The 17,597-nt window shown below is 70.3% G+C and carries 19 protein-coding genes and 3 tRNA genes; 8 read left to right on the top strand and 14 right to left on the bottom strand.

Annotated elements, in window-relative coordinates:
* Nucleotides 1-92 precede the first annotated feature (92 nt).
* Nucleotides 93-1,319 carry a pyridoxal phosphate-dependent aminotransferase gene (locus tag IF11_RS0111460; RefSeq protein ID WP_030351416.1) on the top strand — a complete coding sequence of 409 codons (1,227 nt, stop codon included), beginning with the start codon at nucleotides 93-95 and terminating at the stop codon, nucleotides 1,317-1,319.
* Between the two features lie 96 nt (nucleotides 1,320-1,415).
* Nucleotides 1,416-2,462: an adenosine deaminase gene (locus IF11_RS0111455; protein WP_078490627.1), complete on the top strand. Its 1,047-nt coding sequence runs from the start codon at nucleotides 1,416-1,418 to the stop codon at nucleotides 2,460-2,462.
* Between the two features lie 16 nt (nucleotides 2,463-2,478).
* On the opposite strand, the gene IF11_RS0111450 is transcribed toward IF11_RS0111455, so the two are convergent.
* The 8 genes from IF11_RS0111450 to IF11_RS0111415 all read right to left on the bottom strand — a co-directional run bounded on the left by IF11_RS0111450 (nucleotide 2,479) and on the right by IF11_RS0111415 (nucleotide 7,245).
* Complete coding sequence (locus tag IF11_RS0111450; protein WP_030351414.1) at nucleotides 2,479-3,534, bottom strand: UDP-N-acetylmuramate dehydrogenase; 1,056 nt, start codon at nucleotides 3,532-3,534, stop codon at nucleotides 2,479-2,481.
* Between the two features lie 97 nt (nucleotides 3,535-3,631).
* Nucleotides 3,632-5,065 (bottom strand): MFS transporter, encoded by a 1,434-nt coding sequence (locus IF11_RS0111445; RefSeq protein WP_030351413.1) that lies wholly within the window; start codon nucleotides 5,063-5,065, stop codon nucleotides 3,632-3,634.
* Nucleotides 5,066-5,155: 90 nt separating this feature from the next.
* Nucleotides 5,156-5,707 carry a TetR/AcrR family transcriptional regulator gene (locus tag IF11_RS0111440; RefSeq protein ID WP_030351412.1) on the bottom strand — a complete coding sequence of 184 codons (552 nt, stop codon included), beginning with the start codon at nucleotides 5,705-5,707 and terminating at the stop codon, nucleotides 5,156-5,158.
* A 93-nt stretch (nucleotides 5,708-5,800) separates the two neighbouring features.
* Complete coding sequence (locus tag IF11_RS0111435; protein WP_030351411.1) at nucleotides 5,801-6,229, bottom strand: MaoC family dehydratase; 429 nt, start codon at nucleotides 6,227-6,229, stop codon at nucleotides 5,801-5,803.
* A 5-nt stretch (nucleotides 6,230-6,234) separates the two neighbouring features.
* Nucleotides 6,235-6,687 carry a MaoC family dehydratase N-terminal domain-containing protein gene (locus tag IF11_RS0111430; RefSeq protein ID WP_030351410.1) on the bottom strand — a complete coding sequence of 151 codons (453 nt, stop codon included), beginning with the start codon at nucleotides 6,685-6,687 and terminating at the stop codon, nucleotides 6,235-6,237.
* A gap of 108 nt (nucleotides 6,688-6,795) precedes the next feature.
* Nucleotides 6,796-6,960, bottom strand: coding sequence for a 50S ribosomal protein L33 (gene rpmG / locus IF11_RS0111425; protein WP_003956487.1), 165 nt, complete (start codon nucleotides 6,958-6,960; stop codon nucleotides 6,796-6,798).
* A 92-nt stretch (nucleotides 6,961-7,052) separates the two neighbouring features.
* Nucleotides 7,053-7,125, bottom strand: a tRNA-Met gene (locus IF11_RS0111420).
* A 47-nt stretch (nucleotides 7,126-7,172) separates the two neighbouring features.
* Nucleotides 7,173-7,245 (bottom strand) — tRNA-Thr (locus IF11_RS0111415).
* 219 nt (nucleotides 7,246-7,464) lie between these two features.
* Here IF11_RS0111415 and IF11_RS0111410 point away from each other — a divergent pair.
* From IF11_RS0111410 to IF11_RS0111400, 3 genes are all read left to right on the top strand, one after another.
* Nucleotides 7,465-8,820 (top strand): amidohydrolase family protein, encoded by a 1,356-nt coding sequence (locus tag IF11_RS0111410; protein ID WP_030351409.1) that lies wholly within the window; start codon nucleotides 7,465-7,467, stop codon nucleotides 8,818-8,820.
* A 111-nt stretch (nucleotides 8,821-8,931) separates the two neighbouring features.
* Nucleotides 8,932-9,591: an SDR family oxidoreductase gene (locus IF11_RS0111405; protein WP_030351408.1), complete on the top strand. Its 660-nt coding sequence runs from the start codon at nucleotides 8,932-8,934 to the stop codon at nucleotides 9,589-9,591.
* 30 nt (nucleotides 9,592-9,621) lie between these two features.
* Nucleotides 9,622-10,185 (top strand): GyrI-like domain-containing protein, encoded by a 564-nt coding sequence (locus IF11_RS0111400; RefSeq protein WP_240627595.1) that lies wholly within the window; start codon nucleotides 9,622-9,624, stop codon nucleotides 10,183-10,185.
* Nucleotides 10,186-10,306: 121 nt separating this feature from the next.
* Here IF11_RS0111400 and IF11_RS0111395 read toward each other — a convergent pair.
* Nucleotides 10,307-10,388 (bottom strand) — tRNA-Tyr (locus IF11_RS0111395).
* Between the two features lie 218 nt (nucleotides 10,389-10,606).
* Here IF11_RS0111395 and IF11_RS0111390 point away from each other — a divergent pair.
* From IF11_RS0111390 to IF11_RS0111380, 3 genes are all read left to right on the top strand, one after another.
* The gene (locus IF11_RS0111390) at nucleotides 10,607-11,095 is read left to right on the top strand and encodes a YajQ family cyclic di-GMP-binding protein (RefSeq protein WP_030351406.1); all 489 of its coding nucleotides are present in this window, start codon (nucleotides 10,607-10,609) and stop codon (nucleotides 11,093-11,095) included.
* A 210-nt stretch (nucleotides 11,096-11,305) separates the two neighbouring features.
* Nucleotides 11,306-11,812: a methylated-DNA--[protein]-cysteine S-methyltransferase gene (locus tag IF11_RS0111385; protein WP_030351405.1), complete on the top strand. Its 507-nt coding sequence runs from the start codon at nucleotides 11,306-11,308 to the stop codon at nucleotides 11,810-11,812.
* Complete coding sequence (locus IF11_RS0111380; RefSeq protein WP_030351404.1) at nucleotides 11,812-12,471, top strand: alpha-ketoglutarate-dependent dioxygenase AlkB family protein; 660 nt, start codon at nucleotides 11,812-11,814, stop codon at nucleotides 12,469-12,471. Before IF11_RS0111385 ends, IF11_RS0111380 begins: the two co-directional genes overlap by 1 nt.
* Before the next feature lie 79 nt (nucleotides 12,472-12,550).
* Here IF11_RS0111380 and IF11_RS0111375 read toward each other — a convergent pair whose 3' ends face one another.
* From IF11_RS0111375 to IF11_RS0111355, 5 genes are all read right to left on the bottom strand, one after another.
* Nucleotides 12,551-12,820: a GlsB/YeaQ/YmgE family stress response membrane protein gene (locus IF11_RS0111375; protein ID WP_030351403.1), complete on the bottom strand. Its 270-nt coding sequence runs from the start codon at nucleotides 12,818-12,820 to the stop codon at nucleotides 12,551-12,553.
* Between the two features lie 135 nt (nucleotides 12,821-12,955).
* Complete coding sequence (locus IF11_RS0111370; RefSeq protein WP_030351402.1) at nucleotides 12,956-13,348, bottom strand: YccF domain-containing protein; 393 nt, start codon at nucleotides 13,346-13,348, stop codon at nucleotides 12,956-12,958.
* On the bottom strand, nucleotides 13,345-14,208 hold the full coding sequence (gene htpX, locus IF11_RS0111365) for a zinc metalloprotease HtpX (protein ID WP_030351401.1): 864 nt from the start codon (nucleotides 14,206-14,208) through the stop codon (nucleotides 13,345-13,347). Before htpX ends, IF11_RS0111370 begins: the two co-directional genes overlap by 4 nt.
* A gap of 196 nt (nucleotides 14,209-14,404) precedes the next feature.
* On the bottom strand, nucleotides 14,405-15,973 hold the full coding sequence (locus IF11_RS0111360; protein ID WP_030351400.1) for an NADH-quinone oxidoreductase subunit N: 1,569 nt from the start codon (nucleotides 15,971-15,973) through the stop codon (nucleotides 14,405-14,407).
* Nucleotides 15,970-17,583, bottom strand: coding sequence for a complex I subunit 4 family protein (locus IF11_RS0111355; RefSeq protein WP_030351399.1), 1,614 nt, complete (start codon nucleotides 17,581-17,583; stop codon nucleotides 15,970-15,972). Before IF11_RS0111355 ends, IF11_RS0111360 begins: the two co-directional genes overlap by 4 nt.
* Between the last annotated feature and the right edge of the window lie 14 nt (nucleotides 17,584-17,597).

Below are 17,597 nucleotides of genomic sequence, written 5' to 3'. Positions count from 1 at the left end.
CGGCCGCCGTCCCGCGCGCCCGTCTTCCTTCTATGTGTCCACCCTGCGAAACCTGTGTGCCGACGAGGTTTCGGGTCTGGGACCATGGGCCCATGAGCGCTGCAATCCCTCCGACCGAGCGCCGGGTCTCCGCCCGTATCGGCGCGATCTCCGAGTCCGCGACCCTCGCCGTGGACGCCAAGGCCAAGGCCCTGAAGGCAGCCGGGCGTCCGGTGATCGGCTTCGGCGCCGGCGAGCCCGACTTCCCGACGCCCGGCTATATCGTCGAGGCCGCTGTCGAGGCGTGCCGCAACCCCAAGTACCACCGCTACACGCCGGCCGGGGGGCTCCCCGAGCTCAAGGCCGCGATCGTCGCGAAGACGCTGCGCGACTCCGGCTACGAGATCGAGCCCTCGCAGGTCCTGGTGACCAACGGCGGCAAGCAGGCGATCTACGAGGCGTTCGCGGCCATCCTGGACCCGGGTGACGAGGTCATCGTCCCGGCTCCGTACTGGACGACGTACCCCGAGTCGATCCGGCTGGCCGGCGGTGTCCCGGTAGAGGTCGTGGCGGATGAGACCACCGGCTACCGGGTCTCCGTCGAGCAGTTGGAGGCCGCGCGTACCGACCGTACGAAGGTCGTCCTCTTCGTCTCGCCGTCCAACCCGACGGGCGCCGTCTACAGCCCCGCCGACACCGAGGCCATCGGCCGCTGGGCCGTCGAGCACGGGCTGTGGGTGATGACGGACGAGATCTACGAGCACCTCGTGTACGGCGACGCCACCTTCACCTCGCTGCCGGCCGCCGTGCCGGAGCTGCGTGACAAGTGCGTCGTGGTCAACGGTGTGGCGAAGACCTATGCGATGACCGGCTGGCGTGTGGGGTGGATCGTCGGCCCCAAGGACGTCGTCAAGGCCGCGACCAACCTCCAGTCGCACGCCACGTCCAATGTCGCCAATGTCTCGCAGGCCGCGGCGATCGCCGCCGTCTCCGGTGACCTGACCGCGGTCGCCGAGATGCGCGCCGCCTTCGACCGGCGCCGCCAGACCATCGTGCGGCTGCTGAACGAGATCGACGGCGTCGTCTGCCCGGTGCCGGAGGGCGCCTTCTACGCGTACCCGTCGGTGAAGGCCCTGCTGGGCAAGGAGATCCGGGGCAAGCGCCCGCGGACGTCGGTCGAGCTGGCCGCGCTGATCCTGGACGAGGCGGAGGTCGCGGTCGTCCCCGGAGAGGCGTTCGGTACGCCCGGTTATCTGCGGCTGTCGTACGCGCTCGGTGACGAGGACCTGGCGGAGGGCATCGGCAGGATCCAGAAGCTGCTGAGCGAGGCGAAGGACTGACGCGGTCCGCGACGGGCCCCCGGCGATCGCCGGGGGCCCGTTTTTGCGTTCGGACAAGATCTCGATCGGGGAAAGTGGCTGCCGGTCGGCGCGAGCATGCGGCAGGATCTACGAATGGAGAGCACCACCCGCCCCCGCGATCTCAGCCTGCTGCCCAAGGCTCATCTGCATCTGCACTTCACCGGTTCGATGCGGCCCACGACGCTGCTCGAACTCGCCGACAAGTACGGCGTTCATCTCCCCGACGCGCTGACCAGCGGCGAACCGCCCAAGCTGCGCGCCACCGACGAACGCGGCTGGTTCCGTTTCCAGCGGCTCTACGACATCGCCCGGTCCTGTCTGCGGACGCCCGAGGACATCCAGCGGCTGGTGCGCGAGGCGGCCGAGGAGGACGTACAGGACGGCTCGGGCTGGCTGGAGATTCAGGTCGACCCCACCTCGTACGCCCCCCATCTCGGCGGACTGATCCCGGCTCTGGAAGTCATCCTGGACGCCGTGGACAGCGCGTCCAGGGAGACCGGTCTGGGGATGCGGGTGCTGGTGGCGGCGAACCGTATGAAGCATCCGCTGGAGGCCAGGACGCTGGCCCGGCTCGCCGTGCGGTACGCGGACCGGGGTGTCGTCGGCTTCGGGCTCTCCAACGACGAGCGGCGCGGGATGGCCAGGGACTTCGACCGGGCCTTCGCGATCGCCAGGGACGGCGGGCTGCTGGCCGCGCCGCACGGCGGTGAGCTGACCGGGCCCGCGTCCGTACGGGACTGTCTGGACGATCTGCGGGCGGCCCGCATCGGGCACGGCGTCCGCGCGGCGGAGGACCCGAAGCTGCTGCGCAAGCTCGCGGAGCGCGGGGTGACCTGCGAGGTGTGCCCGGCCTCGAATGTCGCGCTGGGCGTCTACGAGAAGCCGGAGGACGTCCCGCTGCGGACGCTGTTCGACGCGGGGGTCCCGATGGCGCTGGGCGCGGACGATCCGCTGCTGTTCGGCTCGCGGCTGGCGGCGCAGTACGAGCTGGCCCGCCGGCACCAGGGGTTCAGCGACACCGAACTGGCAGAGCTGGCGCGGCAGTCGGTACGGGGGTCGGCGGCGCCGCCTGAGGTGCGGGAGAAGCTGCTGACCGGCATCGACGGCTGGCTGGCCGGCTGACGCGCGGAGACAGGCCCTAGAGGCTGACGCCGACCGTCACCGGCTCGTTGACCAGCGTGATCCCGAACGCTTCCTGGACCCCCGCCACCACCTCGCGGGCGAGCGCGAGCAGATCCTCGGTGGTCGCCGCGCCCCGGTTGGTGAGGGCGAGGGTGTGCTTGGTGGAGATACGGGCCGGGCCCGTGCCGTACCCCTTGGTGAAACCGGCCCGGTCGATCAGCCAGGCCGCGGAGGTCTTCGTACGCCCCTCCCCGTCCGGGAATCCGGGCGGCGTCACCTCGTCGCCGAGGCGGGCCCGTACACGCGCGACGAACTCCGCGTACGCCCGGTCGGTCAGGATCGGGTTGGTGAAGAAGGAGCCGGCCGACCAGGTGTCGTGGTCCTCGGGGTCGAGCACCATGCCCTTGCCCGCCCGCAGCTTGAGGACGGTGTCCCGCGCGGTCTCCGCGGGGACGCGGTCGCCGGGCTCGACACCGAGGACGCGGGCCGTCTCGGCGTACTTGAGCGGGGCGGAGAGCCCGTGCGCGTCCTCCAGGGCGAAGCGGACCCGCAGGACGACCCAGCGTTCGGGGTGCCGCTTGAACCGGCTGTGGCGGTACGAGAAGCCGCAGTCGGCGTTGGTGAGCGTGACCGTCCGCCCGGTGGAGCGGTCGTAGGCGACGACTTCGGTGAGGGTGCTCGACACCTCCTGGCCGTACGCGCCGACGTTCTGGATCGGCGTGGCGCCGGCCGAGCCGGGGATCCCGGCGAGGCATTCGATGCCGGCCAGGCCCGCTTCGACGGTACGGGCGACGGCGTCGGTCCAGATCTCGCCGGCGGCCAGCTCCAGCGTGGTGCCGTCGAGCGAGAAGCCCTTGGTCGCGATGCGCAGGGCCGTACCGTCGAAGCCCTTGTCCCCGATGATCAGATTGCTGCCGCCGCCGATGATCAGCAGCGGCGTACCGGCGTCGTCCGCCTCGCGCACGGTGGCGATCACTTCGTCGTCGGTGACCGCCGTGACCAGGCGGGTCGCCGGGCCGCCGAGGCGGAAGGTGGTCAGTGGGGCGAGGGGGGCGTCGTGGAGTTCCTGCACGGGACAAGAGTACGGGCCGCCGGGATCCGGAGATCGGATCCCGGCGGCCCGTAGGTCCTGTCCGGCGGGACGGGGGTCCTGGTCCGGCGGAACGGGATCAGACGGTGACGGGCTCGCGCTCTTCCACCTCTCCCTTGACCACCGGCATCCGCTGCGCGCCGCGCCCCGGGATGAGCAGGGCCGTCAGCGCGCCGAGCGCCACCAGCCCCGCGCCGATCCAGAGGGCCGGCACGGTGCCGTCCGTGAAGGTGTCGGGCGTACGGTAGCCGCCCTGCGCGGCGAAGACAGCGCCGAGGACGGCCACCCCGAGCGCTCCGCCGACCTCGCGCAGGGCGTTGTTCGTACCGGAGGCGATGCCCTGCTCGGCTGGGCGGACGCTGGACATGACCAGGCTGGCGGCCGGGGCGAAGTAGAGCCCCATCCCGACGCCGCTGATGACCAGCGCGGGCAGCTGCGCCGCGTATGACACGTCCGGCGCGATGACCAGCGCGAACAGCCCCAGCCCGAGCGCCTGGAGGGCCAGGCCCACGACCACGACGGGCCGGCCGCCGATGCGGTCCGTGAGCACCCCGGCGATCGGCGCGACGAGCAGGGGCATCGCGGTCCACGGGAGCATCCTCAGCCCGGCCTGGGTGGGCGTGTAGCCGAGGACCCCTTGCAGGAACTGGCTGAGCAGGAAGATCGAGCCGAACATGCCGAGGAACATCAGGAGGCTGGCGCCGTTGATGCCGGCGAAGCCGCGGTTCTTGAACAGCCGCATGGGCAGCATCGCGTGCGGGTGGCGCAGTCCGTGCACGACAAAGGCGATGAGCAGCGCGGTGCCGGCTGTCAGGCCCAGCAGGACGGGGAAGCTGGTCCAGCCGTCGGCGTTGGCCGTGACCAGGGCGTAGACGATGCCGAAGAGGCCCGTACTGACGAGGAGCGTGCCGGGGATGTCGAGACGGGCGTTGGGCGCGTGCGACTCCTGGAGGCGGAGCCGGGCGAGGGGCAGCAGGGCGAGGCCGATCGGGACGTTCAGCCAGAAGATCCACTGCCAGGAGAGGTGTTCGGTGAGGGTGCCGCCGACGAGGGGACCGCTGGCGACGGCGAGGCCGGTGACGGCGCCGAAGATGCCGAGGGCGGCTCCTCGCCGGTCGGCGGGGACGGCGGCGGTGAGCAGGGTGAGCGTGAGCGGCATCATGATCGCCGCGCCTATGCCCTGGACGGCGCGCGCGGCGATCAGCGCGTCGATGCCGGGTGAGAGCGCGGCGGCGGCCGAGGCGCCGGTGAAGATCGCGAGGCCGGCCAGGAAGAGCCTGCGACGGCCGTACCGGTCCCCCAGGGCGGCGCCGAACATGAGGAGGACCGCGAACGTGAGCGTGTAGGCGTTGACGGTCCATTCCAGGTCCTCCAGCGCGCCGCCGAGTTCTTCCCGGATGGAGGGCAGTGCGGTGGTGACGACGAGGTTGTCCAGGGCCGCCATGAAGCTGGCGACACCGGTGATGACCAGGGTCCAGATGGCTCGGGACCCGCCGGCCGATGGCTGACTCATTGTTCTCCCCCTCATGGGCGTGCACTTATTAGTTATCCATGACTAACTTTCCTGCCCGTACGGAGACGCACGTGCTCCCCGTACGGGCTTTCAGCCTTCGGACGGCTGCGCCGAGTCGTAGAAGCCGGACCAGATGCGATGACCCGACGGAAAGCCCAGCGAGACAAGGGTGTTGATCAGCATCCCGTACGCCAGGAACGTCGTGGTCTCGTCCACGTCCGCGCCGAGCGCGAGATGGACCGTGTCCCAGAGCGTCTGCCAGCCGGCCCGCACGCTGTCGCCGAACTCGTGGTCGCCCGCGGCCTCGGCGGTCGCCACCGCGACATACATCTGCATCTGCATCAGCAGTTTTTCCGGATCATCGGCGATGAGCCGCTGATAAGCCTCGGCCATGGCGTGCAGGGCCTCTTCGCCCTCCAGCCCTTCCGCCGCCTCCACGAAGACGCGCGTGGTGTCCGCCAGACACCGTTCCGCGGCGGCGAGGAACATGGCCTGCTTGTTCGGGAAGAGCCGGAAGAGATACGGCTGCGAGACGCCGACCCGGTGGGCGATCGTCTCCGTGGAGGTGCCGAGATAGCCACCCCGGGCGAACTCCGCGACCGCCGCGCGGACCACGCTCTCGCGTCGCTCTTCTGCGCTCATCCTGACCATGCAGAGAGGTTATTGGCCACTCACTAACCACGTCAAGCGTAAGGGGCGCCCGCCCATTGCGGGCACCCCTTACTCGCCGATCGGTCAGGCGAGCCGGACAACGGCGCGGGACATGCCCAGCACCTTCTGTCCCGCGCTCATCGCCGTCAGATCCACCCGGACCCGGTTGTCCTCCAGCTTGGCCGCGACCTTCGCGCTGACCTCGATCAGAGCGCCCTGGTCGTCATTGGGCACCACGACCGGCTTGGTGAAGCGGACGCCGTACTCGACGACGGCTCCCGGGTCGCCCACCCAGTCGGTCACCACCTGGATCGCCTCGGCCATGGTGAACATGCCGTGCGCGATGACGTCAGGGAGCCCGACCTCCTTGGCGAACTTCTCGTTCCAGTGGATCGGGTTGAAGTCCCCGGAGGCGCCCGCGTACCGCACCAGCGTCGCGCGCGTGAGGGGGAAGCTGCGGGCCGGCAGCTCCGTACCGATCTCGACCTCGTCGTAACCGATCTTCGCGGTCACCGGCCTCACGCCCCCTCGGCGGCGCGCGCCACCAGCTTGGTCCACGCGGTCACGACATGCTCGCCGGCCTCGTCGCGCACTTCACCGCGGACATCGATGATGTCGTTCCCGGCCAGGGACTTGATCGTCTCGATGGTCGAAGTGACCGTGAGCCGGTCGCCCGCCCGCACGGGACGGCTGTACGCGAACTTCTGGTCGCCGTGCACCACACGGCTGTAGTCCAGACCCAGCTGCGGATCGGCGATGACCTCACCCGCGGCCTTGAAGGTGATCGCGAACACAAAGGTCGGCGGCGCGATCACATCGCAGTGTCCGAGGGCCTTGGCGGCCTCCAGATCGGTGTACGCCGGGTTGGGGTCGCCCACCGCCTCGGCGAACTCGCGGATCTTCTCCCGGCCGACCTCGTACGGCGCGGTGGGCGGATAGCTCCGCCCCACGAAGGACTGATCGAGCGCCACTGACTCGCTCCCTCCTGATGTAGACAGGCCTGATGAAGACCCTGATGTAGACAAGGAAACGACACGAGGCCGTCCCCAACCGGGGACGGCCTCGTATACGAGCCTGATTCAGCGCGTTTCGCGGTGCGCGGTGTGCGAGTTGCAGCGCGGGCAGTGCTTCTTCATCTCAAGACGGTCCGGGTTGTTGCGCCGGTTCTTCTTGGTGATGTAGTTCCGCTCCTTGCACTCCACGCAGGCCAGCGTGATCTTCGGGCGGACGTCGGTGGCAGCCACGTGAGTGCTCCTTGGACGGACAACGGATGAACGGATGAACGCAGAAAAGAGTAGCCGATCGAAGGACCGACCCCACAATCGGCTACTTTGTGTAGCGGTGACCGGACTTGAACCGGTGACACAGCGATTATGAGCCGCTTGCTCTACCGACTGAGCTACACCGCTTCGATGTTGGATCTCCTCGCCCGAAGGCGAGGATCACCGAACATCTGAGCCCCAATACGGAATCGAACCGTAGACCTTCTCCTTACCATGGAGACGCTCTACCGACTGAGCTATTGGGGCGAGCGATGAAGACATTACACGGTCGGTTGCCGATCGCCCAAATCCGTTTTCCCGCCCCACACGCCACGCGTCCCGCGGTGTCCCGTACGCCACTGGTGGGCTCGCCGGTACGACTATTGCGCTCCTCCTCGAAGGCCGGCTGAGGCGCCCCTAGGCTCGACTCACGCTGCGTGATCTTGCACGCCGGAGTCCGACCAGAAAGCCCTCACCAGGAGCCCGATGCCCGACAGCCAGCCGCAGCCGCAGCCGTCCGAAGGAGTCCCGGCCGACACCACCGCGCTCGTCCTGTGCGGCGCCCGTCTCACCGACGGCCGCACCGTGGATGTACGGCTCGGCTCCGGCCGGATCGAGGCCGTGGGCACGGCGGGCAGTCTCGCCGCGCACGGCACGCGCGTGGATCTGGCCGGCTATCTGCTGCTCCCCGCCCCGGCCGAGCCGCACGCCCACAGCGACACCGCCCTCACCGCGCTCACCCCCGACGGACCTGGCTCCTACTCCCCCGAGGATGTGCAGCGCCGCGCCACCGAGGCCGCCCTGCTCCAACTCGGTCACGGCGCGACCGCGCTGCGTTCCCACGTACGGATCGGGGACGCGCAGGAGCTGGGCCGGATGCAGGCCGTGCTCCAGGCCAGGCGTTCGCTGCGCGGTCTCGCCGATCTGACCGCCGTCGCCGTACCGCGGCTGCTGACGGGCCTCGCGGGCGCCGACGGGCTCGCGATGCTGCGGGACGCGGTGAAGATGGGCGCGGGCGTGGTGGGCGGCTGCCCCGACCTGGACCCGGATCCCGCCGGGTACGCCGAAGCGGTGCTGGGGATCGCGGCCGAGCACGGCTGCCCTGTCGATCTGCATACGGACGGTGACGATCCGGTCCGGCTCGCCCGGCTCGCCGCGATGGCCGGCGGCCTGCGGCCCGGGGTGGCGCTCGGGCCGTGCGCGGGGCTGGCCAGGCTGCCCGCCGACACGGCCGCGCGGGCCGCGGACCAGCTGGCGGCGGCCGGCGTGACGGTGGTGTGTCTGCCGCAGGGCGGCTGCGGGGGCGTGGAGCGCGCGGATGTGGAGCGGGTGGGCGCGGACCGGCGCGGCGGTGCGGACCGGCGCGGTACGGAGCCGCCCGGCGCGGAGTCATGGGGCTCCGGGCTGCCGGGCGCCGAGCGCGGCGTCGCCCCCGTACAGCTGCTGCGGGCGGCCGGGGTGCGGATCGCGGCGGGCAGCGGGGCGCTGCGGGACGTGTCGAATCCGGTGGGGCGCGGGGATCCGCTGGAGGCCGCGTATCTGCTGGCGTCGCAGGGCGGGATGCGGGCGGCGGACGCGTACGACGCGGTGAGCGAGGCGGCGCGGGCGGCGATGGGGCTGCCGGAGGTACGGGTCGAGGCGGGCTTTCCGGCGGAGCTGCTGGCCGTACGCGGGGAGCGGATCGAGGGCGTGCTGTCCCTCGCGTACAGCAGGATCGTCATCCACCGCGGGCGGGTGGTGGCGCGGACGAGCGCCGTACGGGAGTACTGCGACTCGGCGGCGGCGGTCGCGCTGGAACTGCCCCGGCAGGGACGGTCCGTCCTGGGCAACCCCGGCCCCTAGACGAGTACGTCCGAAGCCCCGTCTGCCTGGGGGCGGACGGGGCTTCGGACTTACCCGTCCAGCGGGATGGCGGGTCTGCGGCGAACGGGCCCCGGACGTACGGTCGTGAGCATGCGAATCGTGATTGCCGGAGGACATGGTCAGATCGCGCTGCGGCTGGAGCGACTGCTCGCCGCGCACGGACACGAGGCCGCGGGCATCATCCGCGACCCGGCGCAGGCGGAGGATCTGCGCGGCGCCGGTGCCGAACCGGTCGTGCTGGACCTGGAGTCGGCCTCGGTCGAGGAGGTGGCCGCGGTGCTGAAGGGCGCGGACGCGGCGGTGTTCGCCGCGGGCGCGGGCGGCGGGAGCGGAGCGGCCCGCAAGGAGACGGTGGACCGGGGCGCGGCGGTCCTCTTCGCGGACGCCGCCGAGCGCGCGGGCGTACGCCGTCACCTCGTCGTCTCGTCCATGGGCGCGAACCCGGATCACCGGGGCGACGAGGTCTTCGACGCGTATCTGCGGGCCAAGGGCGCGGCCGACGCGTACGTACGGTCCAAGGCCGGGCTCGACTGGACGATCCTGCGGCCGGGGATGCTGACGAACGACGCCGGGACGGGGCTCGTGCGGCTCGCGGAGTCGACGGGACGGGGGTCGGTGCCGCGCGACGATGTGGCGGCGGTGCTGGCCGAGCTGGCGGAGACCCCGGCGACCGCGGGCCTGACGCTGGAGCTGATCAGCGGGACGGTGCCGGTGGCGGAGGCGGCGAAGGCCGCGGCGGGCGGACGATGAGTTCCGGGCCCCGGGGCGGTCCTTGCTCTCATGACCGAGGAGATGAGCGATGAGGGCGTGCGTGACGACATGGACCGGAGCGAGCACGTGAGCCTGCCGAAGATCGTCCGACGGGGCGAGCAGCCGTATGTGGCCATCGGAAAATCCGTCCGGATGGACGAATTCCCGACGATCGCCGACCGGCTGCCCGAGCTCATCGGCTGGGTGCTCGGCCAGGGTCTGGAACTGGCGGGGGCGCCGTTCTTCCGCTACCGCACCGTCGACATGGACGGCGAGTCGGAGGTTGAGGCCGGCGTCCCGCTGGTGTCGGCGCCGGAACCGGAGGGCGAGATCCGCGTCGGTGTGCTGCCCGCCGGCCACTACGCGACGGTCACTCACCTCGGCCATCCCGAAGGGCTGTTGGAGGTGGCCAGGGGGCTCCGGGAGTGGGCGGAGCACGAGGGGCTGGAGTGGGACATGACCGTCGTCGACGGCGTGGAGCACTGGGGCTGCCGGCTGGAGTCGTACAAGACCAACCCGCAGGTGGAACCGGACCCGGCCCACTGGGAAACGGAGTTGGCGTTCCGGCTCGCCGATCTGGCTCCGGGCACGTAGCGCGGCTTCGGCCCGGCGGTGTGGTGCGGCCTTGGCCGGGCGGCCGGGCATGCCAGACATGCCGGACAGAAAAATGGCCCTTGATCCACGTCTCCGTGGATCAAGAGCCATCTCTATCGCGTGGCGGCGCCAGGATTCGAACCTGGGTAGGCTAAGCCGACGGATTTACAGTCCGCTCCCATTGGCCACTCGGGCACACCGCCATGGGATGTCGTTGCCTGCTGGAGAGGCCGCTGTGGGCGGTGCTCCGTGGCAACGACGTAAACGATACCCGATGCCCGGGGGTGCTCCGCCACCGGATTGATCAGCACTCGGGGCGGGCGTGGGTGACTAGGCTTTACGGCAGCGGCCGGCGCTGTCCGGTCGCGCAGCGAGCATGCGATGAGCACCCGAACAGCACCGATACAAGGAGCCACAGGACATGGCCGACTCCAGTTTCGACATCGTCTCGAAGGTCGAGCGGCAGGAGATCGACAACGCTCTCAACCAGGCCTCGAAGGAGATCGCGCAGCGTTACGACTTCAAGAACGTCGGCGCCTCGATCGGCTGGTCCGGCGAGAAGATCCTCATGCAGGCGAACTCGGAGGAGCGGGTCAACGCGATCCTCGACGTCTTCCAGTCCAAGCTGATCAAGCGCGGGATCTCGCTCAAGGCGCTGGACGCGGGCGAGCCCCAGCTGTCCGGCAAGGAGTACAAGATCTTCGCTTCGATCGAGGAAGGCATCTCCCAGGACAACGCCAAGAAGGTCGCGAAGATCATCCGCGATGAGGGCCCCAAGGGCGTCAAGGCGCAGGTGCAGGGCGACGAGCTGCGGGTCAGCTCGAAGAGCCGCGACGACCTGCAGACCGTGATCACCCTGCTGAAGGGGCACGACTTCGACTTCGCGCTCCAGTTCGTGAACTACCGGTGACGCGGAACAACGGGTGAGGTAGGCGGCAGAGGTGATGTAGGCGGCACGGGCGCGAGGCCGGCGCCCCGCTCCCGCCTCGGCCGCCACCGGCCGGTCGTGCTGTCCGAATTCCGCCAGCTTCGGCGGCTCGGGAGGCGGAGACTCGTGACTCGTAGACAGCTGAACACGACTCGTGGACAGCTGGGCACGCCGCGAGGAGAGGAACGAGTGATGGCCGGGACCATGTACACGACGGTCGACAGCCCCCTGGGCGAACTGCTGCTGGTCGGCGAGGAGTCCGCCACCGCGAACGGCGGCGTCGCGCTCGCCTCGCTCTCCCTGCCGGGGCAGAAGGGCGCGGCCGTCGTCCAGGACGGATGGGTCCGGGCGGACGAGGCGTTCGAGGAGATCGCCGGGCAGCTCAGGTCGTACTTCGAGGGCACGCTGACGCGCTTCCGGATCGAGTACGCGGACAGCGGTACGGACTTCCAGCGGCGGGTCTGGCAGGCGGTGGACGCCATTCCGTACGGCGTGACCGTGACCTACGGGCAGATCGCCGGGCAGGTCGGCTCGTCCGGGGCCGGGGTGCGGGCCGTGGGGACCGCGATCGGGCGCAATCCGCTGCTTGTCGTACGGCCGTGTCATCGGGTGATCGGCGCGGACGGGGCGCTGCGGGGGTACGCGGGCGGGGTGGACCGCAAGGAGCGGCTGCTCGGCCTGGAGGGCGCTCTGGTGTGATGAGCGGCGAATTGTTCCCGAGGCCGCGAGCCGTCATCGCTCCCGGCGCCGTGCACGTGCCCTCCTGGCTGTCCGAGGAGCGGCAGCGGGAGCTGGTGGCCGCCTGCCGGGGCTGGGCGCGGGGGCCGGTGCCGATCCGGCACACGGTGCTGCCGAGCGGCGGCGTGATGTCCGTACAGACCGTCTGCGTGGGCTGGCACTGGCAGCCGTACGCGTACACCCGTACCGCGGGCGATGTGAACGGCGCGCGGGTCGCGGAGTTCCCGGACTGGCTCGTCGAGTTGGGGCGCGAGGCGCTGGCCGAGGCGTACGGCGATCCGGCGGCCGGTGCGGCGTACACCCCGGACACGGCGCTGATCAACTTCTACGAGGGCGGCGCGAAGATGGGGATGCATCAGGACAAGGACGAGAAGTCCGGGGCGCCGGTGGTGTCCCTGAGCATCGGTGACCGGTGTGTGTTCCGCTTCGGCAATACGGAGAGCCGGGGGCGGCCGTACACGGATGTCGAGCTCTCCTCGGGGGATCTCTTCGTCTTCGGGGGACCGTCGCGGTTCGCGTTCCACGGGGTGCCCAAGGTCTATCCGGACACCGCCGACCCTGCCACGGGCCTGCGCGGCGGGCGGCTGAACATCACCCTGCGCGAGACGGGGCTCGCGTAGCGGAGTCGGCGGGATCGGAGTCGGCGGGATCGGTGCCGGCCGGCGCGGGGCGGCCTGTCAGCGGGTACGAGTCGGCCTGTCAGCGGGCGCGGGAGTGGCCGAAAATAAGCCGGTAGAGAACGAGCAGCACAAGAGCGCCGCCGATGGCCGAGATCCACGTCGCGCCGTCGTAGAACTCGTTGCTGATGGGATGGTCGAGCCAGCGGGCCGAGATCCAGCCGCCGATGAAGGCTCCCGCGATACCGATGAGGGTCGTACCGATCAGTCCGCCCGGGTCCCGGCCGGGGAGCAGAATCTTGGCGGCGGCCCCGGCGAGAAGTCCCAGAATGATCCAGCTGATGACACCCATGCCATGAACCTGCCTTTCGTACGGTGTTGCCCCGGAAGACGCCGTACGGGCGGGTGGTGGTTGCAGCCGGAGACAGTTCATGACCCAGTTCACGGCAAACGCACAGCGGACGGTCAGCGGGCGGCCGGTGGACGGTCAGCGGGCCGCGAACGGCTGGTCGGTGGGGACGATTTCCTTGCCGAGCGGCATCAGCGAGATGGGAATCAGCTTGAAGTTGGCCAGGCCCAGCGGGATTCCGATGATCGTGACACAGAGGGCGATGCCGGTGAGGACATGGCCGAGGGCGAGCCACCAGCCCGCGAGAACCAGCCACAGCACATTGCCGACGCACGAGGGCGCGCCCGCGTCGCGGCGCTCGACCGCCATATAGCCGAAGGGCCACAGGGCGTAGATCCCGATACGGAACGCGGCCACCCCGAAGGGGATGCCGATGATCGTGATGCAGAGCAGCAGGCCCGCCAGCAGATAGCCGAGGCACATCCAGAAGCCGCACAGAACGAGCCATATGACGTTCAGGATTGTCTTCATGGTCGGCGACCTGCCATCTGTTCCAGTCGGGCGATGCGCTCCGCCATCGGCGGGTGCGTGGAGAAGAGCTTCGAGACCCCGTCCCCGGGACGGAAGGGGTTCGCGATCATCATGTGGCTCGCGGTCTCGATCCGTGGCTCGGGGGGCAGCGGGAGCTGTTTCGTCCCCGCGTCCAGTTTACGCAGCGCACTGGCCAGAGCGAGGGGGTCGCCGGTGATCTGGGCGCCCGAGGCATCGGCTTCGTACTCCCGGGAGCGGCTCACCGCGAGCTGGATGACCGAGGCCGCGAGCGGGCCCAGAATCATGATCAGCAGCATTCCGAAGATGCCGGGGCCGTCGTCGTCGTCGGACCGGCCGAAGGGGATCAGCCAGGCGAAGTTCACCAGGAACATCACCACTGAGGCGAGGGCTCCGGCGACGGACGAGATCAGGATGTCCCGGTTGTAGACATGGCTCAGCTCATGGCCGAGGACTCCGCGCAGCTCGCGCTCGTCCAGGATCTGCAGGATGCCCTCCGTACAGCAGACGGCGGCATTGCGCGGGTTACGGCCGGTGGCGAAGGCGTTGGGGGCCTGCGTGGGCGAAATGTAGAGCCGTGGCATGGGCTGGCGGGCAGCGGTCGAGAGCTCACGGACGATGCGGTAGAGCTGAGGCGCCTCGAATTCGCTGACGGGGCGCGCGCGCATGGCGCGCAGGGACAGCTTGTCGCTGTTCCAGTAGGCGTACGCGTTCGTGCCGATCGCCACGACAAGCGCGACGATCAGGCCCGTACTGCCGAAGAAACTGCCGATCGCGATGATGAGTGCGGACAGTCCCCCGAGGAGTACGGCGGTCCTGAGCCCGTTGTGCCGGCGGTGCACGGTACGCCCTCCAAGTGGTGCGGCAGGGGAACCCTTTGCTGGTGCTGCTCCACTCTTCAGTGGACCCTTCCGTACTGGTCAACGCCAGGCGGGCGGTGCGGGTTCCCTTGTGCCGCCGGACAGGCGCGTACGCCGTCCGGGTGGCGGTGGTGCGGGGAGGTGATGCGGGCGTGGTGGTGTGGGGCCGGTACCGGGCTCAGAAGAGGCCGGTACCGGCGAAGCGCAGTACGAGCTGGGGCGCCCCGGAGAGAGCGACACCGGCGGCGGCCGTGAGCGCGATGGCGACGGTGACGGCCGCGGGGGGCCGGCCGATGGCCACCTCTTCGCCTCCGGCCTCGGGAGCCGCGCTGCCGGCTTCGGGAGCCACGTCACCGGCCTCCGGCTCCGGGGCGCGGAAGAGGGCCGCCGTCCACTGGAGGTAGTAGTACAGCGCGATCACCACATTGGCGGCCATGACGACGGCCAGCCAGCCGAGGCCCGCGTCGACCGCCGCCGAGAAGACCGTGACCTTGGCGAACAGACCGATGATGCCCGGCGGCAGCCCGGCCAGACAGAGCAGGAAGAAGCCCATCGCGAGGGCGACGAGGGGCTGTCGTGCGTACAGGCCCTGGTAGTCGGCGAGACGGTTCAGCGGCTTCGTACGGGCCACCAGCGCGACGACCGCGAAGGCGCCCAGGTTCACGACGGCGTACATCAGGGCGTACGCGACGGTCGATCCGATCCGGTCGCCGCCCGCGTACGCCGCGGCGGCGATCGGCACCAGGAGATAGCCCGCCTGCCCCACGGACGACCAGGCCAGCAGCCGTACCGCGCTCCACGCGCGGGTGGCCGACTGACGCAGCGCCGCGGCGTTGCCGAGGGTCATGGTGAGCGCGGCGATGACCGCGAGGACCGGGCCCCACACCTCGCGGTACGAGGGGAACGCGATGACGGTCACCAGGATGAGGCCGGAGAAGCCGACCGCCTTGCCGACGACGGAGAGGTACGCGGCGATGGGCAGGGGCGCGCCCACATAGGTGTCGGGGACCCAGAAGTGGAACGGGGCCGCGGCCGTCTTGAAGGCGAAGCCGACGAGGGTGAGGGCGACGCCCGCCTTGGCGAGGGTGTCCAGCTGGCCGGGGACATGCCCCAGTTCGGCGGCGATCCGGGTGAGATGGAGGGTGCCCGTCGCGGCGTACACGAAGCTGACGCCCAGCAGCATCACGGCGGTCGCGGTCACCGACGAGAGGAAGAACTTCAGCGCGGCCTCGGAGGAGAGCCGGTCGCCGCGCCGCAGTCCGACGAGCGCGAACGCGGGCAGCGAGGCCACTTCGAGGGCGACGACCAGGGTGGCGAGATCGCGCGAGGCGGGCAGCAGCGCGGCGCCGGCCGCCGAGGCGAGCAGCAGGAACCAGTACTCCCCTACGGGGAGTTTCCTGCTGTCGTGGAGCGAGATCAGCGCGGTCAGCAGCGCCCCGCCGAGCACCAGCAGCTGGATGACCAGCGCGAAGTGGTCGGCGGTGTAGCTGCAGACGGCGGCGTCGGTGGTGAGGCAGAACGTCGAGCGGTCGCCGGCGCGCAGCGGGATGAGGGTGAGGAGCGCGGCGACGAGACCCGCGATCGCGATACCGCCGAGGAGCGGCTTGCGGTGCTCCGGTACGAAGAGATCGGCGACCAGCACGATCAGGGCGACCACCGCCGTGATGGTCGGGGGCGCGACCGCGAGCCAGTCGATGGACTGGACGAGGCTGGCGGCGCCGGCGGCGCTCTCGGCGGCCACGGTCACGACTTGCCTCCTGCGAGAAGCTTCTGCACGGCGGGGTCGGTGAGGCCGAGCAGGACCGCGGGCCAGAGTCCGGCGAGGACGGTGAGGGCGACGAGCGGGGTCCAGGCGGCGAACTCATAGGTCTGGACGTCGGTGAAGCGCGCCGGCTCCGGCGCTCCTGCCCGGGACGCTCCCTGCGGGGCTCCCTGCGGCGCTTCCTGCGGTTGCGCGCCCATGCAGACGCGGCGTACGACGATCAGCAGATACGCGGCGGTGAGCAGCGTGCCGAAGCCGGCGATCACCATGAAGGTGAGGAAGGCGGGGCGGCTCAGCCCCTCCGCGGGGTTGAAGGCCCCGAACATCGCGAGCATCTCGCCCCAGAATCCGGCGAGGCCGGGCAGGCCGAGGGAGGCGACGGCCGCGAAGGCGAGCAGGCCCCCGAGGCGGGGGGCGCGGCCGTAGAGCGCGGCGCCGGTCGCACCGGCGAGGGTGTCGAGGTCGGCGCTGCCGTACCGCTCCTTGACCGCTCCGACCAGGAAGAACAGCAGGCCGGTGATGAGGCCGTGGGCGATGTTCGCGAAGAGCGCGCCGTTGACGCCCGTGGGGGTCATGGTCGCGATACCGAGCAGGACGAAGCCCATGTGGCCGACGGAGGAGTACGCGATCAGCCGCTTGAGGTCGCCGCCCGCGCCCCGCTTGGCCAGGGCGAGACAGGCCAGGGAGCCGTAGATGATGCCGACGACGGCGAAGGCCGCGAGATACGGCGCGAAGGTCCGCATACCGTCTGGGGCGATGGGCAGGATGATCCGGACGAAGCCGTACGTACCCATCTTGAGCAGCACGCCGGCGAGGAGCACCGAGCCGACGGTCGGGGCGGCGGTGTGGGCATCGGGCAGCCAGCTGTGCAGCGGCCACATCGGGGTCTTGACCGCGAGGCCGAGGCCGATCGCCAGAACGGCGATGAGCTGCACGGATGTGCTGAGCCCACGGCCGTTGTCAGTGGCGAGTGCCACCATGTCGAATGTGCCCGCGTTGAGCCCGATCAGCAGCAGGCCGAGCAGCATGACCACGGAACCGAGCAGCGTATAGAGGATGAACTTCCAGGCGGCGGCCTGCCTGCCGCCGGTGACGCCTTCCGAGCCGCCCCAGCGGGCGATGAGGAAGTACATCGGGATCAGCACCATCTCGAAGGCCAGGAAGAAGAGCACGAGGTCGAGGACGGCGAAGGTCGCGAGCGTGCCGGACTCCAGCACGAGCAGCAGCGCGACGAATCCCTTGGGCGAGGGGCCTTGGGGCATCTTGAAGTAGCTGTAGAGCGCGCAGAGGAAGGTCAGAAGCGCGGTCAGGACCAGAAGGGGGAGGGAAATGCCGTCGATGCCGAGGTGGATCCGGACGTCCAGCGCCGCGATCCAGCTGATGTCCGTCGTGGCCTGCATCTTTGACGGCTGGTCATGGTCGAAGCCGAGTGCCAGGACGATCGTGGCGATGAGGATCGCGCCGGTCACGGTCACGCCGTGGCGCAGCACGGCCTGGTCGGGGCTCGTGCCCCGCAGTCCGGGCGGGGCCGGGAGGAGCGCCGCCACGGCGCCGATGAGCGGCCCGACGACGATCAACGCGAGAAGGAACTGCATCACGGACTCACTGA

Source organism: Streptomyces scopuliridis RB72 (genome assembly GCF_000718095.1).
GTDB classification, from domain to species: domain Bacteria; phylum Actinomycetota; class Actinomycetes; order Streptomycetales; family Streptomycetaceae; genus Streptomyces; species Streptomyces scopuliridis.
This window is presented reverse-complemented; position numbering and strand designations above follow the sequence as displayed.

What these genes read in the sequence shown, in the direction of transcription:
- IF11_RS0111355 (WP_030351399.1), bottom strand. Translation starts at nt 17,583, where the DNA reads ATGCAGTTCCTTCTCGCGTTGATCGTCGTCGGGCCGCTCATCGGCGCC.
- IF11_RS0111460 (WP_030351416.1), top strand. Translation starts at nt 93, where the DNA reads ATGAGCGCTGCAATCCCTCCGACCGAGCGCCGGGTCTCCGCCCGTATC.
- IF11_RS0111370 (WP_030351402.1), bottom strand. Translation starts at nt 13,348, where the DNA reads ATGAAGACAATCCTGAACGTCATATGGCTCGTTCTGTGCGGCTTCTGG.
- IF11_RS0111410 (WP_030351409.1), top strand. Translation starts at nt 7,465, where the DNA reads ATGCCCGACAGCCAGCCGCAGCCGCAGCCGTCCGAAGGAGTCCCGGCC.
- IF11_RS0111445 (WP_030351413.1), bottom strand. Translation starts at nt 5,065, where the DNA reads ATGAGTCAGCCATCGGCCGGCGGGTCCCGAGCCATCTGGACCCTGGTC.
- IF11_RS0111405 (WP_030351408.1), top strand. Translation starts at nt 8,932, where the DNA reads ATGCGAATCGTGATTGCCGGAGGACATGGTCAGATCGCGCTGCGGCTG.
- IF11_RS0111400 (WP_240627595.1), top strand. Translation starts at nt 9,622, where the DNA reads ATGACCGAGGAGATGAGCGATGAGGGCGTGCGTGACGACATGGACCGG.
- IF11_RS0111375 (WP_030351403.1), bottom strand. Translation starts at nt 12,820, where the DNA reads ATGGGTGTCATCAGCTGGATCATTCTGGGACTTCTCGCCGGGGCCGCC.
- IF11_RS0111380 (WP_030351404.1), top strand. Translation starts at nt 11,812, where the DNA reads ATGAGCGGCGAATTGTTCCCGAGGCCGCGAGCCGTCATCGCTCCCGGC.
- IF11_RS0111385 (WP_030351405.1), top strand. Translation starts at nt 11,306, where the DNA reads ATGGCCGGGACCATGTACACGACGGTCGACAGCCCCCTGGGCGAACTG.
- IF11_RS0111440 (WP_030351412.1), bottom strand. Translation starts at nt 5,707, where the DNA reads ATGAGCGCAGAAGAGCGACGCGAGAGCGTGGTCCGCGCGGCGGTCGCG.
- IF11_RS0111390 (WP_030351406.1), top strand. Translation starts at nt 10,607, where the DNA reads ATGGCCGACTCCAGTTTCGACATCGTCTCGAAGGTCGAGCGGCAGGAG.
- IF11_RS0111455 (WP_078490627.1), top strand. Translation starts at nt 1,416, where the DNA reads ATGCGGCAGGATCTACGAATGGAGAGCACCACCCGCCCCCGCGATCTC.